Genomic DNA, 16081 nt, shown 5'->3' on the forward strand with positions numbered 1-16081 from the left:
TCAGCGTGTATAGTTTTCAATATTTTTCGCATACCCTTCAAAATCATTTTCCAGAAGAAAGCGAGAAATCATTTCACTCACCTTATCAGCGGTGTCAATGTGATAAAAGCCTTTTTCATCAGGGCGTGCGATTTTTTTTGCATTTTCAACAATTGCCTGGAGAGACGCGGCCGTTATATCCACATTGACGTTAACGGTAAGGGGTTCTTTTGATGTTGCCATTCTTAGTTGCCTCCTGTTTTTTTCAAGTTATATGATCAAATTTCCGCTGTTATAAAATATCCGCCCAATTCGTTCTGACGGGTAATCTGAAAACCTGCGAGGTTTCCGAAACCTCGCAGATATCACACACCCTGACCGTAACTTATTTATTGGGTGTTTCATATTATACCAATCGCGATAAAAATCCCCTGCCACAAATGCTTTTATTTTTGTTCTTATATAGAAAATTATAAAAATTTGCAACCACTACAGGGAAGTCAGATAAGAAAAAGGAAAATTTCCTTCTTATCCGACTTCCCTGTTGTTTTTGGGTATCCTTCATTTGTCGGTTCACACTTCACAGGAGAACAATTATCTGTTCTCGGTCATATGGTTCGTCCTTCCTGTCATCATTGATCTCCGCACATTTGAAAGCTTAAAAAATATCAGATAAAACAAAATGTTAAATATTGACGAGGTATTTTTTTCTTTTAATATTATATAACCCTTGATTTAATAAATAAAGTATATTATCATTTTTACTGAATATACCTAATACCACCGTCATAAACTGAGCTTTTTGGTTTTGCCAAAATTTCGCTTCAGACATGGAATCATCTGGAAAAGCAGGGTCCTGAAAAAGTGAAATTTATGCTGGCCGAGACTATGGAATGAAGCGGGGGGAAAGTTTTTTTCTTACGCTGACCCCGTCTGATTAAATTTTATAACCGATTCGTTTGCTTATCTGATACAGGAGATTCACGATGAAAACAATGAATGTAAAGGCTTTGATGGTTCCTCTGGCTGAATATGCAACTGTCCCCAAAGATGCTACATTGTATGATGCTGTTGTGGCGCTTGAAAAAGCCTTACAAAGCTTTGATCAGAAACGGTATCCGCACAGAGCTATTCTCGTATATGAGGACATGCCAGAAAATATTGTAGGAAAAATCAGTCAGTTGGACATATTGAGGTCATTGGAACCCAAGTATGAACAAATGATGGAGAAGGGGAGTTCCTTAGCCCGTTTTGGTTTCGGCCGGCAGTTTCAAAAGTCCTTGCTCGAGCAATATAAACTTTGGGACAAACCCCTCAACCACGTCTGCAAAAAAGCGGCTGAAATTCATGTTAAGGATTTTATGTACACACCCGGAGAAGGGGAATACGTTGAATCTAAGGCATCTCTGGATGAAGCCATAAACCAGTTGGTCATGGGCCATCATCAGTCTTTGATTGTGACCCAGGACAAAAAAATTGTGGGAATTTTAAGGCTGACGGATGTGTTTATGGCAGTTTTTGACGCAATTGTAAGCCCCGAATCTAAATAATTCATACCCGTTAGTACTTACAAATGAATCATTGTTACAGTATGAATGAGATGTTGGTTTTTTCTGGCGCTATTTTTGCGTATGAGATCGACGCAGGATAGAATCTGTTTACATGAATCAGAAAATTTTTATTTTATTATAATCGTAATTTTAATACCAGAAAAATCCCCGCGGTTTTATCATAAATAAAGCAAGTTATAAATTTTATAGCATAAAAAAAGATTACTAACTTTTGTCTTTTTTCTGTAAAATTGCAGAAAACAGTCAGAAGTGCGACATCTGAAAAATCTGACTCATTTTATGAATAATTGTCAATCATATTAATGCGTCAGCTCTTGTTGCAAGATATCTTTTTATATAATGTTTTAAGGCTAATTTTATTTTTTATAAGGAAGCTGCGGAGATAAACCTGGCTGACTAGGATACTAAAAAAAAGGAGAATTTTACATGACGGATGATGTCAAATCCGCCCCCGGTGAGGTTAGTTTTAATTGGAAGCGTTACCTGTTTATGGCGATAGGTGTGATCCTTTTCGCTGTTGTTTATTATTCCCCCCAATGGGCTGATGCCATAGATCCCGGAGGAAAACATTTTCCTCTGAGCAAAGAGGGAAAAGGTGCCTTGGCTGTATTCCTCCTGGCAGGAACATGGTGGGTTTTTGAGGTGGTTCCCATCGGTGTGACCAGTCTGGCTATCGGCGTACTTCAGGCACTTTTCCTGATTCGCCCGGCAAAAGTGGCTTTTAAGGATTTTATGGATCCTTCGGTAATGTTCATCTTTGCATCCATTGTCATCGGTCTGGTATTCACCAAAACGGGGCTGACAAAGCGGCTGGCCTACAAAATGCTTCTGGTCGTGGGGGAGAGAACCAGCATGATTTACTTAGGCTGCTTTGTGGTTACAGCGGCCCTTACCCATATTATGGCCCACACTGCCGTTGCAGCAACCATTTACCCCCTTTTACTGGCGATCTACAGTCTTTACGGAGAAGGCGATAAGCAGACCCGATTCGGAAAAGGGCTTTTTATGGGAATGGCTTATGTGGCAGGGGCAGGCAGTATTGTGACCCTGCTGGGAGCCGCCCGGGGTGCTGTGGCTCTTGGTTTTTATACTGATATTGTAGGAAAAAACATTTCCTTTTTTGAACTGTCATACTATATGTTTCCCATCGGATGGATTATGACATTCCTCCTCTGGGTATTTTTCATGATTTTTTTTAAACCTGAAAAAAAGGTCATTCCCGGGTTGAGAGAAAAAGCAAGACAGCTTGACATCCAAATGGGAGGGATCACCCGTCAGGAAGTTCTGGCCGCTTTTATCGTGTTCACCTGTATTCTGGTCATGTCCCTGCGTTCCTTTATTCCTGCTCTGCAACCTCTTGATAAGACGGCTATTATTCTGATTTCCACTATTTTGTTTTTTGTCGTCGGAATTCTGAAGCTTGAAGACCTTGAAGAGATTCCATGGAACATTATTCTGCTTTTTGCCGGAGCCATGAGCATTGGTTTCTGTCTGTGGGAAACCGGGGCTGCCAAATGGATGGCTGTGAACTGGCTTGTAATGTTCCAAAAAGCCAACTGGTTTGTTTTTGTTATGAGCATCGCCTTTTTTGTCATGATGATGACAAACTTTATCATGAACGTGGCAGCCATTGCCATTTCACTGCCTGTGGCACTGGTCATCGCGCCTTACCTCGGGGTGGCTCCTGAAGTGATTCTTTTTGCTTCATTGGTTACCGCGGGTATGCCCTTTCTGCTACTGGTGGGAGCGGCTCCTAATGCGATTGCTTATGACTCAAAACAGTTTACAACCGGCGAATTTTTTCTGTATGGTATCCCTGCCAGTATTCTGCTGATGGTTGTGGTAGGCTTTGCCACCCTGGTTCTCTGGCCGCTGATGGGAATGCCTGTTACACTGCCGTAATAAGAAAATTTTTCTTTAATATTTCGGGTTACAGGTCAGGACTTTTTATCTGGCTTGTAACCTGCACAACCTTTCATTAAGAAACCGGGGGGTCTGAATCACCCGGTTTCTGTCCGATTCAAGGGTCGGGACCACCACCGATTCCTCCTCCTGTTGAGACACTTCCCGAGTCCCACTCTGATCTGTAGCTAAATTATCCGGAATGCCAAACTTACCGTTTGGCAGAAGTGCCGAGACTTGTCAGCATCAGAAATATTGGCAAACTTGCCAAACTGCAAGTTTGGCACTCTGGATCGAAACATGAAAGTGAGAGCAAAATTTCTCACTTCTCACCTCTCACTTTCATAACCTCGTGAGGAAAATGATCGTGAATAAAAAGAAAAGATCGGCTGAGGCGATACTTAAGGCTGAATCTGCCAATATTCGAAGGTTACGACCTTATGAAAACTACCTGGTTGCGATGATTGCTATTGCATGGGCATTGTTTCAGTTGTCACTTGCCAGTATTTTGCTACTTGACAGCACAAGAGAAAGGACGATCCATCTTGCTTTTGCGATAGCACTTCTCTTTCTTGTGATGCCCTGTCTTAAAAGCTCTCGGAAATACCTGGGCTTTCTTTCCGTTACAGACCGTATTCCCCTTATGGATTACATTTTTGCTGCGTCAGGCGCTATAGCAGCACTTTATCTGGCTTTGGATTATGAAGGACTGGCAATGCGGTCCGGTATGCCGATCACTCGGGATATTGTATCGGGAACCATCCTTGTAATTCTCCTGCTCGAAGCTACAAGAAGAATCATCGGACCTGCTTTGTCTGTCATCGCCATTCTGTTTACCTGTTACGCGTTTTTAGGCCCGTATATGCCCGATATTTTAGCGTTCAAAGGTGTTTCTCTCAGGAAATACCTGAGCAATATCACCCTTTCAACCGAAGGCATTTACGGTATCCCGCTGGGAGTTTCTTCCTCCATTGTTTATCTCTTTGTGCTGTTAGGCGCGTTGTTGGACAAGGCCGGAGCAGGAAAATTTTTCACAAGCCTGGCGATCTCAGTGCTGGGTCGTTATAAAGGAGGAGCTGCAAAAGCTGCAGTGGTGGCAAGCGGAGCCACCGGTCTTTTTTCCGGCTCCAGCATTGCAAATATCGTTACAACCGGCCCCTTTACCATTCCTCTCATGAAAAAAATCGGTTATCCTCCGAAAAAAGCAGCCGCCACCGAAGTCGCCTCAAGCACGGATGGTCAGCTCATGCCGCCCATCATGGGGGCGGCCGCGTTTATCATCGCCGAATATGTGAACGTGCCTTACCTCGAGGTGGTAAAAGCCGCGGCAATTCCCGCGTTTGTCTCATATTTCGGCCTGTTCTGCATCACCCATCTTGAAGCCTCGAAACTGGGCATAAAGGGCCTTCCGCGGGAAGATACGCCTGATTTTTTTGCCACGCTGAAAAACGGACTGCATTATTTAATTCCGCTGGGCGTGCTGTTATATGAACTCGTGATTCTCAGACACTCGCCGGAACTCGCAGCTTTCAGAGCAATAATGGTTCTGTTCTTAATCATTGTTTATCAGGAAATCAGAGGAGCAGTTCTGGCTAATAAGACCATCAGATCTGCGCTAATAAGCGGGGTTCGGATTATTACAAGCGGTCTGATTCAGGGATCAAAAAACATGATGTCCGTGGCTCTTGCATGTGCCGCGGCAGGCATAATCGTGGGCGTCGTAAACATGGGCATCGGCGGAATGATATCGGGTATTGTTGAAGACCTTGCCCGGGGAAATATTTTTCTCCTGCTTTTCATAACCGCCATGGCAAGTCTCCTGATTGGCATGGGACTTCCCACAACAGCCACGTATATTGTAATGGCATCTCTGACAGCGCCGATTATCGTCAATGTGGGACAGATTTATGGTTTTGCCATTCCCATAATGGCTGCTCACCTTTTCTGCTTTTATTTTGGCATACTGGCAGATGATACCCCGCCTGTGGGGCTTGCCGCTTATGCAGCGTCCGCCATAGCAGATTCCGAGCCGATTCCTACCGGCATACAGGGCTTTTTATATGATATAAGGACTTCTGTCATTGCCTTCCTGTTTGTGTTCAATCCTGATCTCATACTCCACAACATTAGCAGTTGGCCTCATGCGCTCCTGATATTCGGCATGGCCCTGGTGGGGATGTCTTCTTTTGAGTGTTTTGCACAGGGATGGTGTATGACCCGCAACAAGTGGTATGACATTCCTTTTTTTCTCGCAGCAGCCTTTATCCTCTTCCACCCCGGGGCAATCGCCTCGCTTTTCAATCTTGACCCTGCCATGAAATACTACTTGTTTCCTCTTGGATTTCTCTTCTACGGGGCAGTGATTTTGCTTCAGAAAACGAGGAAAAAAGATTTGTGATTTCTCGGACTCGGGTTCTGTTCCTCTGATCTGCAAAATTTCAGGAGACTTTTATTTCTTCCGGACTTGCCCCGACTGACAGGGATACTTTGCTCCATTCATCCCGGACCAGATGCCGCATCAGTTGAGACCAGATCAGATCATTTTTGTCTTTCAGACGTCTGCCGTCGAATTTCCGACTGACAACTACGAGATGAATACTGTCCTCAGGGCCGTCGGACACATCAACAGCGTCATCAGGCCCGTTGAAATATCCTTTTCTGAGAACATCATAGACTTTTTTTTTGATATGTTTGCTTGCCATTACGGTTTACTCCTCAGACGTTATTTTCAATCCAACGCATGATATTGCCAACTGCCTCCAGAAAATCTTCCGCATCCTTGCGATTCGACAAGTTTACTGTGTATCGCCAGGCAGGCACCCAGCTGTTGATGATGTTGAATTCCGGCCAAAGCGTCCGGTTCTGCCGAAGTCGGTCAAAACCCTGTGTCAGTCGGAACAGTAACTCCAGATGATGTGTGAAAACGGTCGTATTATGCGTGAGTACGCCGCGACGTTGCAACTCATCTTCAAGCTCATGAAGGTTTCGACAATTGTATATCCTCATCAGCTTTGTCTTGAGAAGGCATTCGACTGCGTATCCCGCCATATACATAGCACCGCGCCACCGGCCGGCATTGAATAATGCCTGTGCGTCGTCCATGCGATGCCTGCTGGCCTTTGCTTGCTCACTTATGCCTGTGTACAGATCATATGACATTATATGCTCTTAAAGACCATAGAATAACCTGCTGGTGTTAATAAATTTTCTGATAAAAGAGCAGCTGTGAATATCAGTGTTACGGACTGTTAATCCGTCAGAAAGCGTCATGTCTGATGAGCTTCGGCTGTTTTGCTTATCCCCGTAATCCTCTGTCGGAATTATGCTGATGATAATACACCGCATATAAGATTGTCAACAGCGTAAAATCAGCAGATCGAAAATTTTCCACGAAGACTGTTTTGAGTGGCTGAAAAAACAGCCAGCAAAAAGCATTTTTACGCTGTATGTGCTGATTTGTTTAAAACCTCAGTAATACATTCCGGGTGCTGCTTCCTCTGGGAGAAGGCGTTGTTGCGGACACGTTCATGGGGGCAGGATCAACCCTTGCAGCGGCCGAGGCCTTATGTTATTTATCCGTGGGAACTGAGGCGGATGAGGAATATTATAAAATGGCATCCGCTTCTATCCCCTTGCTGGCAAGGCTTTATCCGGAATTCCGGGGAGAGTCCCTTGAAGCTATTCATGAGATTCAAAACAATATTATCAGAAATCAAAATACTGGGAAGCAATTGGAGTTGCCCATGGCAGCAGGACGCTGAAGAGCAGATGTCTCAGAGCGTGTTTGAAGCGTCCCGCAGGGACAGCATATTTGCAGCATAACCCAGCCCCCTTCCGAGAAGTCCCGCAGGGACAGCATGTTCGGTTCGGGGGAATCAGCACAACACCGTTTTTATCCTCTTTCACCCCAGGCAATCGCCTCACCTTTCAATCTTGATCCTGCCATGAAATACTACTTGTTTCCCCTCGAATTTTTCTTTTATGGCGCAGTTAAGTACCTGAGCAAAAATTTTTTAGACACCGGCTCACGATTAATCGCCATCCAGCACATGATTTCCTTTTCCGCATCCGACATGCGCTCAAAATGCCAGTCCAGCAAATCCTTGAGATCATAAAAAATCTGTTCCTTGTTTCTCAGAAATTCGGAAATGTCACCAAAAAAGACTTCGTTAATATGCCTGGCAGCCAGCTTCAGCGCCAGGGGATTGCCGTTATAAAATCTGACAAGCTTCTGCCAGTCCTCATCCGATCCGGAGAAGGAATCGCCGATTTCCGAGAAGATGTTTCGTGCGTCCGACTCATCCAGACCGCCCAGCAGCAACGAGCGGACAGGTTTATTATCACCTTCCATCATGGCGATCTCTTTGGGTTTCTCACGGCTGGTCAGCAGGATGCAGCTCCGATGGGAAACCTTTCCGACCTGGGTGAAAAGCTGTCCGTAATCCTCATACCCCTCCTGATAATTTCCGGCATATTCCCCGGCCCGCATCACCGACTCGGCATTGTCCAGGATAATCAGGCACCGACGCTCTTTCAGATAAAAAAGCAGCCTTGAAATCAGAGTTCCGGGATTATCCGGCAGAAGTCAGCCTCTTCCTTCGCCCAGCGAATTCTCTCAGCGACCCTGTGTTTTAATTCCAGGATATCCGCCGGATTTAAATGGTCTAATCTCTTGTAATCAATATCTTTCATTGTGTTATTACCCTTATTCTGAGGGGATATTTTTTTTAATTTCCCTTCTATTTGGGGGTTGTATTTTGGTGAACCGTATGTGAACTATTTCTATAACCTCGATAATCAAATTTTTTTTTTGTCATTCCTGCGAAAGCAGGAATCCACAGTTCCCGGAACCGCGGCATCGGCCAAATACAGATTCCTGCTTTCGCAGGAATGACAAACTGTCCGGCCGCATCGGATCAAAAACTTGATTATCGAGTATCAGTAGATCGAAAAAAAATTGTAACATACTGTTTTAAAACAACTGCGAGGAGTGCAAAAATGAAGCGAAGGCGGAATTTTTGCACTCCTTTTGTCCCGGAAACTTTTCGATCCACTGAGTATAAAAGCTGATTCAGACATCAGCCGAGCGCATTCCCAAGATCATTGCAGATTTGATAACTCAGCAATTCTAAGTTTAAAGTAACCTTTTCTTATGTCTTATTTCTATTTTGGCAATAATGATCTGAGCAAGCGGACAAAATGAATAAAAAAAGAGAGAGGATGATCACATTTTTATTAAAAATATCAGCAGAGTATAACGATAAAGGCAGGATGATTTTCTTGCATGCCTTAATTTTTTTCAATTTTTTGTAAGAAAGAAATTCTTTCCTGCATATTGGTTGTTTAAGGGGGCAGTCAGGAAAGTGGGTTTGGGCTGCCGAATTAATCTAGGACCGCCGTGTTCCTGTGTGTTCCCAGTACAATCTCTGGAAGTCCGTTGTCCTGAAGGGACATCTGATAATAGCCCGGCAAGTCATTGGCGGGGAAGCGAGAACCCCGTGTTGTCAAATCCCATAGGGATAGCTGGTAATAGGCCGGTAATTCATTACCGGCGAAAGAGATTGTTTTCTGATATGAAATATATTGCAAAAACAAAGGAAATAATATATCAACCTGATTACCCATAAAAATAAGACTATAGGTGTATGCAAGTGAATTGATACTTGCATTTCAATCTGAAAACAAAAATATCAAAGCAGAGGAAAGCAGAATCGGTATCATTCCATCTGCATAGATCTATAAACGCATTAATCTTTAAGGAGGTTGCAATGAAAGCAAAGTGGAAGACTCAGGCAATTGTTTTGGTGCTGGCAATTTTTATTTTAGGCTTGTTCAGTAATTTCACAGCATGGGCGTATATTCCGCCTCCCTCTTCTGTCAATGCAGGAATGGAAAACACCTCAGCCATTTCAATCTCAATTGACTGGAATTATGTGTCCGGCTATTCCACCTATGAAATATGGAGAGCCACAGGTGTCGGAAATAATAACTACAACCTGATTCACACAGCAGAAAATGTGGCATATGGTCAGGCAAAATACATTGATTCTGATGTGGAACCCGGAACCGAATATTGTTACAAAGTCAAAACCTGCGCTTCAAAAAGCGGTCCCTGTTCTGATTTTTCCATTGATTTCGATTGTGCCGACACACCCGATCTTCCCCCGCCGACCACTTACACCATATCGGGCAAAGTGGCTTTGGCAAACGGAACAGGTGAGCAGGATATCACTGTGACTTATGAAGGTCAGCAGGTTTATACTGATGCTTCCGGTAATTACAAGATTGAGAATGCGCTGGCACTGGACGGTTATATCCGGCCGGCAAAGACCGGATATACATTTAGGAATGAGCATGAAATAATATGCCCATTTTGATTTTTATATGTTAAAAAATTGCGTAATCCTGTAAAGTGTATTTCAAAATCACTTTATCAAAAGGAGATTATTATGCAACCCTATTCCTTAGAAGTAGAAGAAATCATGCGGCGATACTATGAGAGTCTGAATGAAAAAGACCGCCGGCGATATGCCGGTATTGAAGCTTTGAAATTGGGACATGGCGGACAAAATTATATTGCCAAAGTCTTGGGTTGCAGCAGGCGGACTGTGCGCAAAGGAGCGATCGAAGTAAGCGGCCTGCCCGGACACATCGTAGCAAAACAAATTGGAAAATCTCCTGCTGAATCTTCTGAAATACGTAAAAAAGGTGGCGGACGCAAACAGTATCTGACTGAGCACCCTGAAATAGACGAGCAGTTTTTGAATGTGGTGCGTGAGCATACAGCAGGAGATCCGATGGATGAAAAGGTACGATGGACAAATCTGAGGGAGTGGGAAATCGCGGAGGCTCTGGAAAAAAAATACGGAGTAAAAGTGAGTCGTAACATTGTCCGTCAATTGCTCAAAAAGCATGACTATCGGTTGCGTAAAGCTCAGAAACGCAAACCTATGAAAAAAAACGTACCAGATCGCGACGCTCAGTTTGACAATATTTTGAAACTCAGATCAGAATACCGGAAGGCCGGTAATCCCGTTATCAGCATGGATACCAAGAAAAAAGAATATCTTGGAAATTTTTACAGGAAAGGCCGACTATATACGCTGGAGGAATTGCAAGTTTTCGATCATGATTTTACAAGTTTTGCCGAAGGTGTCATAATTCCGCATTGTTTTTATGACCTGCGACTCAATATCGGGTATGTTCAGGTGGGAACAAGTCATGATACCAGTGAATTTGCCTGTGACAGTTTCCGTCATTGGTGGTATGGTTACGGTTGCCGAATATATCCAAATGCCACGTCAGTTTTGATATTGTGCGATGGTGGCGGCAGCAACAGTTCCCGACATTACCTTTTCAAACAAGATTTACAAATTCTGGCGGATGAAATCGGGATTGAAATCCGAATCGCTCATTACCCGCCCTATTGTTCCAAATTTAATCCGATCGAACATCGCCTGTTTCCTCATATTACTCGTGCGTGTCAGGGAGTAATCTTTTCAAGTTTGGAGGTGGTGACTGATCTGATAGCCAAAACACATACCAAAAAAGGTTTAAAAGTCTTTGTCCATGTTATTGATAAAGTCTATGAAACCGGTCGAAAAGTTGCTGAAACTTTTAAATCAGAAATGCGAATTGTATTCGACAAAATTTTACCCAAATGGAATTATCGTGCAATTCCAATAAATTAAAATGGGAAAGTTATTTAATACCGATTCCTTAGTCCGTCAAGCATACGGATAACTGATCTTAACAGCGACTTTGCAAATCAGGATTTTGAGGCAATCCCTGACACGCCTGTTGGTGAAACTTACAGAATATCAGGAAAGACAAAGAAATCCGATGGCACGCCAATTCCTTATGCTTCTGTTCATTTTACAGGCTCCGGAGGAACTTTTTATGAAGCAAGCCTTTCTGACGGAACATACTGGTCAGACGTGACTTCCAGATGGACAGGAACCATAACCGCTTCAAAGTCAGGATACACATTTGAAACCGTAAATATCAGTTCGGTTCTTTCAGATAAGCCCAACACGCATATTGTCGGAACATTGGCAACTCAGACCTCTCAAATCAGTATTTCTCCCCCTGCTTTGCCTTTTGGCGATATCAGTATGGGAACAACTTCGGCAACGCAATCCTTTACAATTTCCAATTCCGGGAGTTCCACGGTCAATGTTTCTTCTGTCAGTGCGCCTTCCGGGTTCAATGTTTCCAATTGGACGGGCGGGAATATTGCTTCCGGGGAAACAAAAACGGTGAATGTCACCTTTTCTCCGACAGATGCAACAGCATACAGCGGAACCATTGTTGTAAACTCAGATGCGGGCAGCGAAGGAAATACGGTGAGTGTTACCGGAACCGGTGTGGAAGGCGGGAGTGTTCCTGTTGCTGAAAACACCGGGGGACATCTCCTGGGAAATCCTTCTGCCAACGGAACAGCCATGCCAATTGCCGGTTTCGGAGTGAATGCGGTCACTGGCAATTTTTTCCATCAGGAAACAGATGCGGCCATGCCCGGAAAGGACATCCCCTTTGTCTTTGCCAGGGCATATAACAGTTTGTCGGACAACAAGGACAGCTTTGGTTCAGACCAGCCGCAGCCATTAGGGTCAGGATGGACTCATACCTATAATATTGTCCTGCGTACTGACGGGACTGAAGACAACGCGGAAGTCATATGGGGTGACGGACGGCGGGACGGCTTTGTCAGATCAGGAACTCTCTGGCAGGGAAGCACGCCGGGCAGCTTTGCCACTCTGACCAAACCGGGAACCTCGTCATACACTTGGGAAGTCACCACCAGGGATCAGATTCGATTTCGCTTTGACAGCAGCAAACGTCTCGCTGCTATTGTGGGACGAAGTGACCATGGGCTGAGTTTGTCTTATAATGGCAATGGCGAACTGGCGACCATTACCGACACCGCGGGGAGAATCATCTCGTTTGCTTATTCCGGTAATCGTCTTACACAGGTGAGCCTTCCTCCGTCACGCAGTTTCAGATTTTCCTATACGGCCGACGGATTGTTAAAAAGCGTCACTGATATGCAGGGGAACATCCGGCAATATGTTTATATGGACGGCATGATCAGGCAGTTGCACTGGGCCGCCTCAGCTGCTTATCCCATGTTGCAACTGAGCTATGACAGCCAGGCCCGGGTCAGAGAGCAGGAAACGGGCCATACCCTCAGCAATGGCGAGTCAGGCAGTTACCTGTTTGACTGGACTACGCCGAATCAAATGAAATATAATGATCCCCTGGGGAACTGGATAACGTATGTATGGGATGATCAGAAACGGGTGACTCAGATCACTCCGACCAACGGAAAAACAAATAATGTTGAGTATTTCACTGCCGATGGGCCCGAATCCCTGCTGACCCAAAATGTGGAAGATTATGAGGATAATGCTTACGGAACAATTTTCACAGGCAGCAATCTCACGCAGTTGAAGCTCCCGGATGGCCGCCAGTATTCAATGGATTACAATGCCGCCAATGATCCTGTTTCCGTATCCACTCCCCAAGGGCTGGGTCTCAGCATTGAGCGCATTGCTTCGGGAAAGCCGAAAAACATGACAGCTTCGGGAACCGGAATCACAGGTGCGATCAGCATCAGTGTGAGTTATAAGACAGGGGATCTGGTGGATCAGATTTCCAACCCCGGAAATACCCAGAGCGGGACAAAAATAGAGATTGAATCTTACACAGCAGATGGTCAGCCGAAAGAAGTACGGAACTACACAGACAGCACAAATTACCTTTCCACCTTTTATGAATATGACACAGCGGGCCGCCGCGTCAGTGAAAAGGATCACAGGGGAACCCTGACCTGTTATTATTATGATGACAATGACAATATCACCGATGTTGTCAGCGGACTGACCGGGAGCTGTTCACAGGCTCCGGCTTCGTCAACGGTTCGCCATACGAGATTTGAATATGACGCAGATGAGCGTCTGAAAAGTGTGACCGAGGGCTATGGTGGTTCGTCCCCGCAGACTGTTGAACATTCCTATGAAACCAATACTGGTGCGTTGTTTAAAACCTGTGTGAATGGTCATCGCTGTGTCAGATATGCTTATGACAATGATCTTCAGTTGCGGAAGATCGCTCATCCCACGGGACGTGAGGATTTGCTGTATCGGCTGGCGAGCGGGCGCATTCAGATTGAACGTGCCAATGCCAATGGCAGTCAGGGAACCCTGGATCGCATTGAGCGGCGGGGATACGACGGAAATGGCGAACTGCTGACGGTGAGTTCGTGTACTTTGATGGATGATGCGTCGGAACCGACCAGTGATTGCCAGGGGAGTGTGCGGACACAGTACACCCGGGACAATCTGGGACGTGTGACCCGGGTTCGGGAATTCCTGGAACTCGGCGGGGAAAGCCGTATCACCACATACAGCTATTCTTCGGACGGGCGTATCATAACGGTGGGTCATGACGGGGACAGCAGCACCGGGGTCTATGAAACTGATGCGCTGGGCCGCCTGATCCGTGTGACTCAGAACAAGGGAAGCGAATCTTACACTGCAACTGCTGAATATGACAGCGACGGCAGGCTGACCAAGGTGACGGATCCCCAGGGCTTGGAAACGGTTTACACATATGACGGTCTGGGACGGATGCTTTCCCAGGAGGATATACGGGGCAAGGTGCAATGGACTTACAATGACACGGCCGGAACCATCCGGCGCACCGAGCCGGATGGCAGCACTGTGGATTATAGTTTTGACCGTCTGGGGCAGGTAACGAGGATGGGTGTCAGCGACGGACAGATTTTCACCTTTGTGTATGACAGCCGGGGAAGACTCACAAAAGAGACTTGGACAGGTAACGGAAACACCGGGGAACGGACTTATGCCTACAATGAGTTCGATGAACTCACAGGCGTGACAGGGCCTTTCGGGAAGACGGTGAGCTATACAAGAGATGATGCGGGGCGGATCACGGCACGGAACCTGGGCGGTTCAAATATCAACTATGCTTATGATGCGTTTGACCGGATCAGAACCATGAACACATCCGCAGGGAATTTTTCCTTTGCTTACCAGTTCTTCACCCATGCCCTGGGGCGTGTGGGTTTTCCCAACGGGGTGGAGACGACTTATGAACGAAATGAACTGGGCGAGCTTGTCCATCTGACCACGGGCAAATCCGGGACAGGGAAGATTGCAGATTATCAGATCACGCTGGATGCCCTGGGGCGGCGGTCGTCCATTCAGTCAGAACAGCCGGTTGCGCCTGCGTTTGTGGAAGAAAATCTTTTGTTCGGATTTGAGCCTGGAGGGATGCTGAGTACCTTGAACGGAGCCTCGGTGCTTCATGACGGGCGAGGAAACCTGACTGATTTGCCTGCTCCGACAGAGGGAGATTTTGGTTATGATGTGCTGAACCGTCTGGTATCCGCAGGAACCACACAACATGGTTATGATGCGGCACGGAATCGGATTCAGAGCACACGGGACGGGGAGACCACCCGCTATCTGCTGGATGTCGCAAACGGTTTGCCGGATGTGGCTGCGACCATGGATGAGAACAACAATGTTGAGGAGATGTTTATTCACGGCCCCGGGGGATTGCTGGCATGGGTCAGAGGCGGTGTCAGTCGTTATGTGCATCAGGATTTCAATTACAATGTGGTGGCCCTGACGGATGAGAGCGGCACGGTGAAGGGATCGTTTGCCTATACGCCCTTTGGGAAATCCGCATGCAGGCACGGGGAAACCGATATTCCGTTCCAATTTGCCGGAGGGGTGGGCGCAATGAGCGATCCCGAAGGGTTGATCTATATGCGGGCGCGGTATTACCATCCGGGGATCCGGCAGTTTACTTCGGCGGATTTGGTTCCGGGGATGCTGGGGAGGCCCCAGTCTTTGGGGAGGTATGCTTATGTGGAGGGGATGGCTTTAGGAGGGGTTGATCCGAGTGGTCTTTTCCTTGATTTTTCAGATTGGCTGCTTGAGAGTAATTCTAATTATTTGAAATTACAGGATGAACTTGCTAATCAGAAAATAATCCTTAGAGCGATGGAGAAACAAAATATTGATCCGCGGGGCAGACGTGAACTTGATATGATGTTACGTGGCTCAATGCGAAACGCTGATTTATATTCTACTCTTTTGTTAAATGATGCAGAACTGGCTTCTGAAGGAGCAAAGCTATTTACAGAAAATGTAAAAAGATTTGAATGCATGCTTTCTCTTGTTACAACTGGAGGAGGCAGTAAATGGCTTGATCTTTCTAAAAATATTGAAGAATATGCAGAACTGGTTATGGATATCCAGGATTCAGAAAAAAATACATGGCAGGTTCTTTACAAGTTTGCAGCAAAGAAGGGAGTAGGCAGTGTAGCTAAAAAATTCAAAAAGAATTATGTAAAAGCATATCCCGATGAAAAAGATACAGAATGGGTTGGAAACATTATAGAAAAATATACAAACAAGATGGGGGGAATATTTGTATTCATTCCTGAAGTATTGATGTTTCAAGATTCAGTGCGAAAAGAGATGGCACAGCAGTCGGACAATCCCTTAGGAGGAGCGGTTGATTTTTTGTGAGGGCTTTAAACAGGGCATGGGTACCATGTCCATTATTTTAACATGTTATCAACCGAATGATGG

The 16081-nt window shown here is 45.5% G+C and carries 12 protein-coding genes; 7 read left to right on the top strand and 5 right to left on the bottom strand.

Annotation, left to right across the window (positions count from 1 at the left end; all coding sequences use genetic code 11):
- The gene (locus dnm_RS04330; protein ID WP_207681481.1) at positions 1 to 222 is read right to left on the bottom strand and encodes a hypothetical protein; all 222 of its coding nucleotides are present in this window, start codon (positions 220 to 222) and stop codon (positions 1 to 3) included.
- A 743-nt stretch (positions 223 to 965) separates the two neighbouring features.
- Here dnm_RS04330 and dnm_RS04335 point away from each other — a divergent pair.
- The 3 genes from dnm_RS04335 to dnm_RS04345 all read left to right on the top strand — a co-directional run bounded on the left by dnm_RS04335 (position 966) and on the right by dnm_RS04345 (position 5850).
- Positions 966 to 1529 carry a CBS domain-containing protein gene (locus dnm_RS04335; RefSeq protein WP_207681482.1) on the top strand — a complete coding sequence of 188 codons (564 nt, stop codon included), beginning with the start codon at positions 966 to 968 and terminating at the stop codon, positions 1527 to 1529.
- Positions 1530 to 1976: 447 nt separating this feature from the next.
- The gene (locus tag dnm_RS04340; protein WP_207681483.1) at positions 1977 to 3452 is read left to right on the top strand and encodes an SLC13 family permease; all 1476 of its coding nucleotides are present in this window, start codon (positions 1977 to 1979) and stop codon (positions 3450 to 3452) included.
- Between the two features lie 361 nt (positions 3453 to 3813).
- Positions 3814 to 5850, top strand: coding sequence for a TRAP transporter permease (locus tag dnm_RS04345; RefSeq protein WP_207681484.1), 2037 nt, complete (start codon positions 3814 to 3816; stop codon positions 5848 to 5850).
- A 40-nt stretch (positions 5851 to 5890) separates the two neighbouring features.
- Here dnm_RS04345 and dnm_RS04350 read toward each other — a convergent pair whose 3' ends face one another.
- Positions 5891 to 6154 carry a hypothetical protein gene (locus dnm_RS04350; RefSeq protein WP_207681485.1) on the bottom strand — a complete coding sequence of 88 codons (264 nt, stop codon included), beginning with the start codon at positions 6152 to 6154 and terminating at the stop codon, positions 5891 to 5893.
- Between the two features lie 13 nt (positions 6155 to 6167).
- Positions 6168 to 6611: a HEPN domain-containing protein gene (locus dnm_RS04355; RefSeq protein ID WP_207681486.1), complete on the bottom strand. Its 444-nt coding sequence runs from the start codon at positions 6609 to 6611 to the stop codon at positions 6168 to 6170.
- 326 nt (positions 6612 to 6937) lie between these two features.
- Between dnm_RS04355 and dnm_RS04360 the strand changes: the two genes are divergently transcribed.
- On the top strand, positions 6938 to 7213 hold the full coding sequence (locus tag dnm_RS04360) for a DNA methyltransferase (protein WP_207681487.1): 276 nt from the start codon (positions 6938 to 6940) through the stop codon (positions 7211 to 7213).
- Positions 7214 to 7431: 218 nt separating this feature from the next.
- On the opposite strand, the gene dnm_RS04365 is transcribed toward dnm_RS04360, so the two are convergent.
- The gene (locus dnm_RS04365) at positions 7432 to 7941 is read right to left on the bottom strand and encodes a hypothetical protein (protein WP_207681488.1); all 510 of its coding nucleotides are present in this window, start codon (positions 7939 to 7941) and stop codon (positions 7432 to 7434) included.
- 68 nt (positions 7942 to 8009) lie between these two features.
- Positions 8010 to 8144 carry a hypothetical protein gene (locus dnm_RS31130; protein ID WP_276571849.1) on the bottom strand — a complete coding sequence of 45 codons (135 nt, stop codon included), beginning with the start codon at positions 8142 to 8144 and terminating at the stop codon, positions 8010 to 8012.
- Between the two features lie 1076 nt (positions 8145 to 9220).
- Here dnm_RS31130 and dnm_RS04370 point away from each other — a divergent pair.
- The 3 genes from dnm_RS04370 to dnm_RS04380 all read left to right on the top strand — a co-directional run bounded on the left by dnm_RS04370 (position 9221) and on the right by dnm_RS04380 (position 16018).
- Positions 9221 to 9829 (top strand): fibronectin type III domain-containing protein, encoded by a 609-nt coding sequence (locus dnm_RS04370; protein WP_207681489.1) that lies wholly within the window; start codon positions 9221 to 9223, stop codon positions 9827 to 9829.
- Positions 9830 to 9901: 72 nt separating this feature from the next.
- Positions 9902 to 11143, top strand: a complete 1242-nt coding sequence (locus tag dnm_RS04375; RefSeq protein ID WP_246555998.1) for an ISAzo13 family transposase — start codon at positions 9902 to 9904, stop codon at positions 11141 to 11143.
- A gap of 246 nt (positions 11144 to 11389) precedes the next feature.
- Positions 11390 to 16018, top strand: coding sequence for a DUF6531 domain-containing protein (locus dnm_RS04380; RefSeq protein WP_207681490.1), 4629 nt, complete (start codon positions 11390 to 11392; stop codon positions 16016 to 16018).
- Positions 16019 to 16081 lie beyond the last annotated feature (63 nt).

The organism is Desulfonema magnum (genome assembly GCF_017377395.1).
Classification (GTDB): Bacteria; Desulfobacterota; Desulfobacteria; order Desulfobacterales; family 4be13; genus Desulfonema_C; species Desulfonema_C magnum.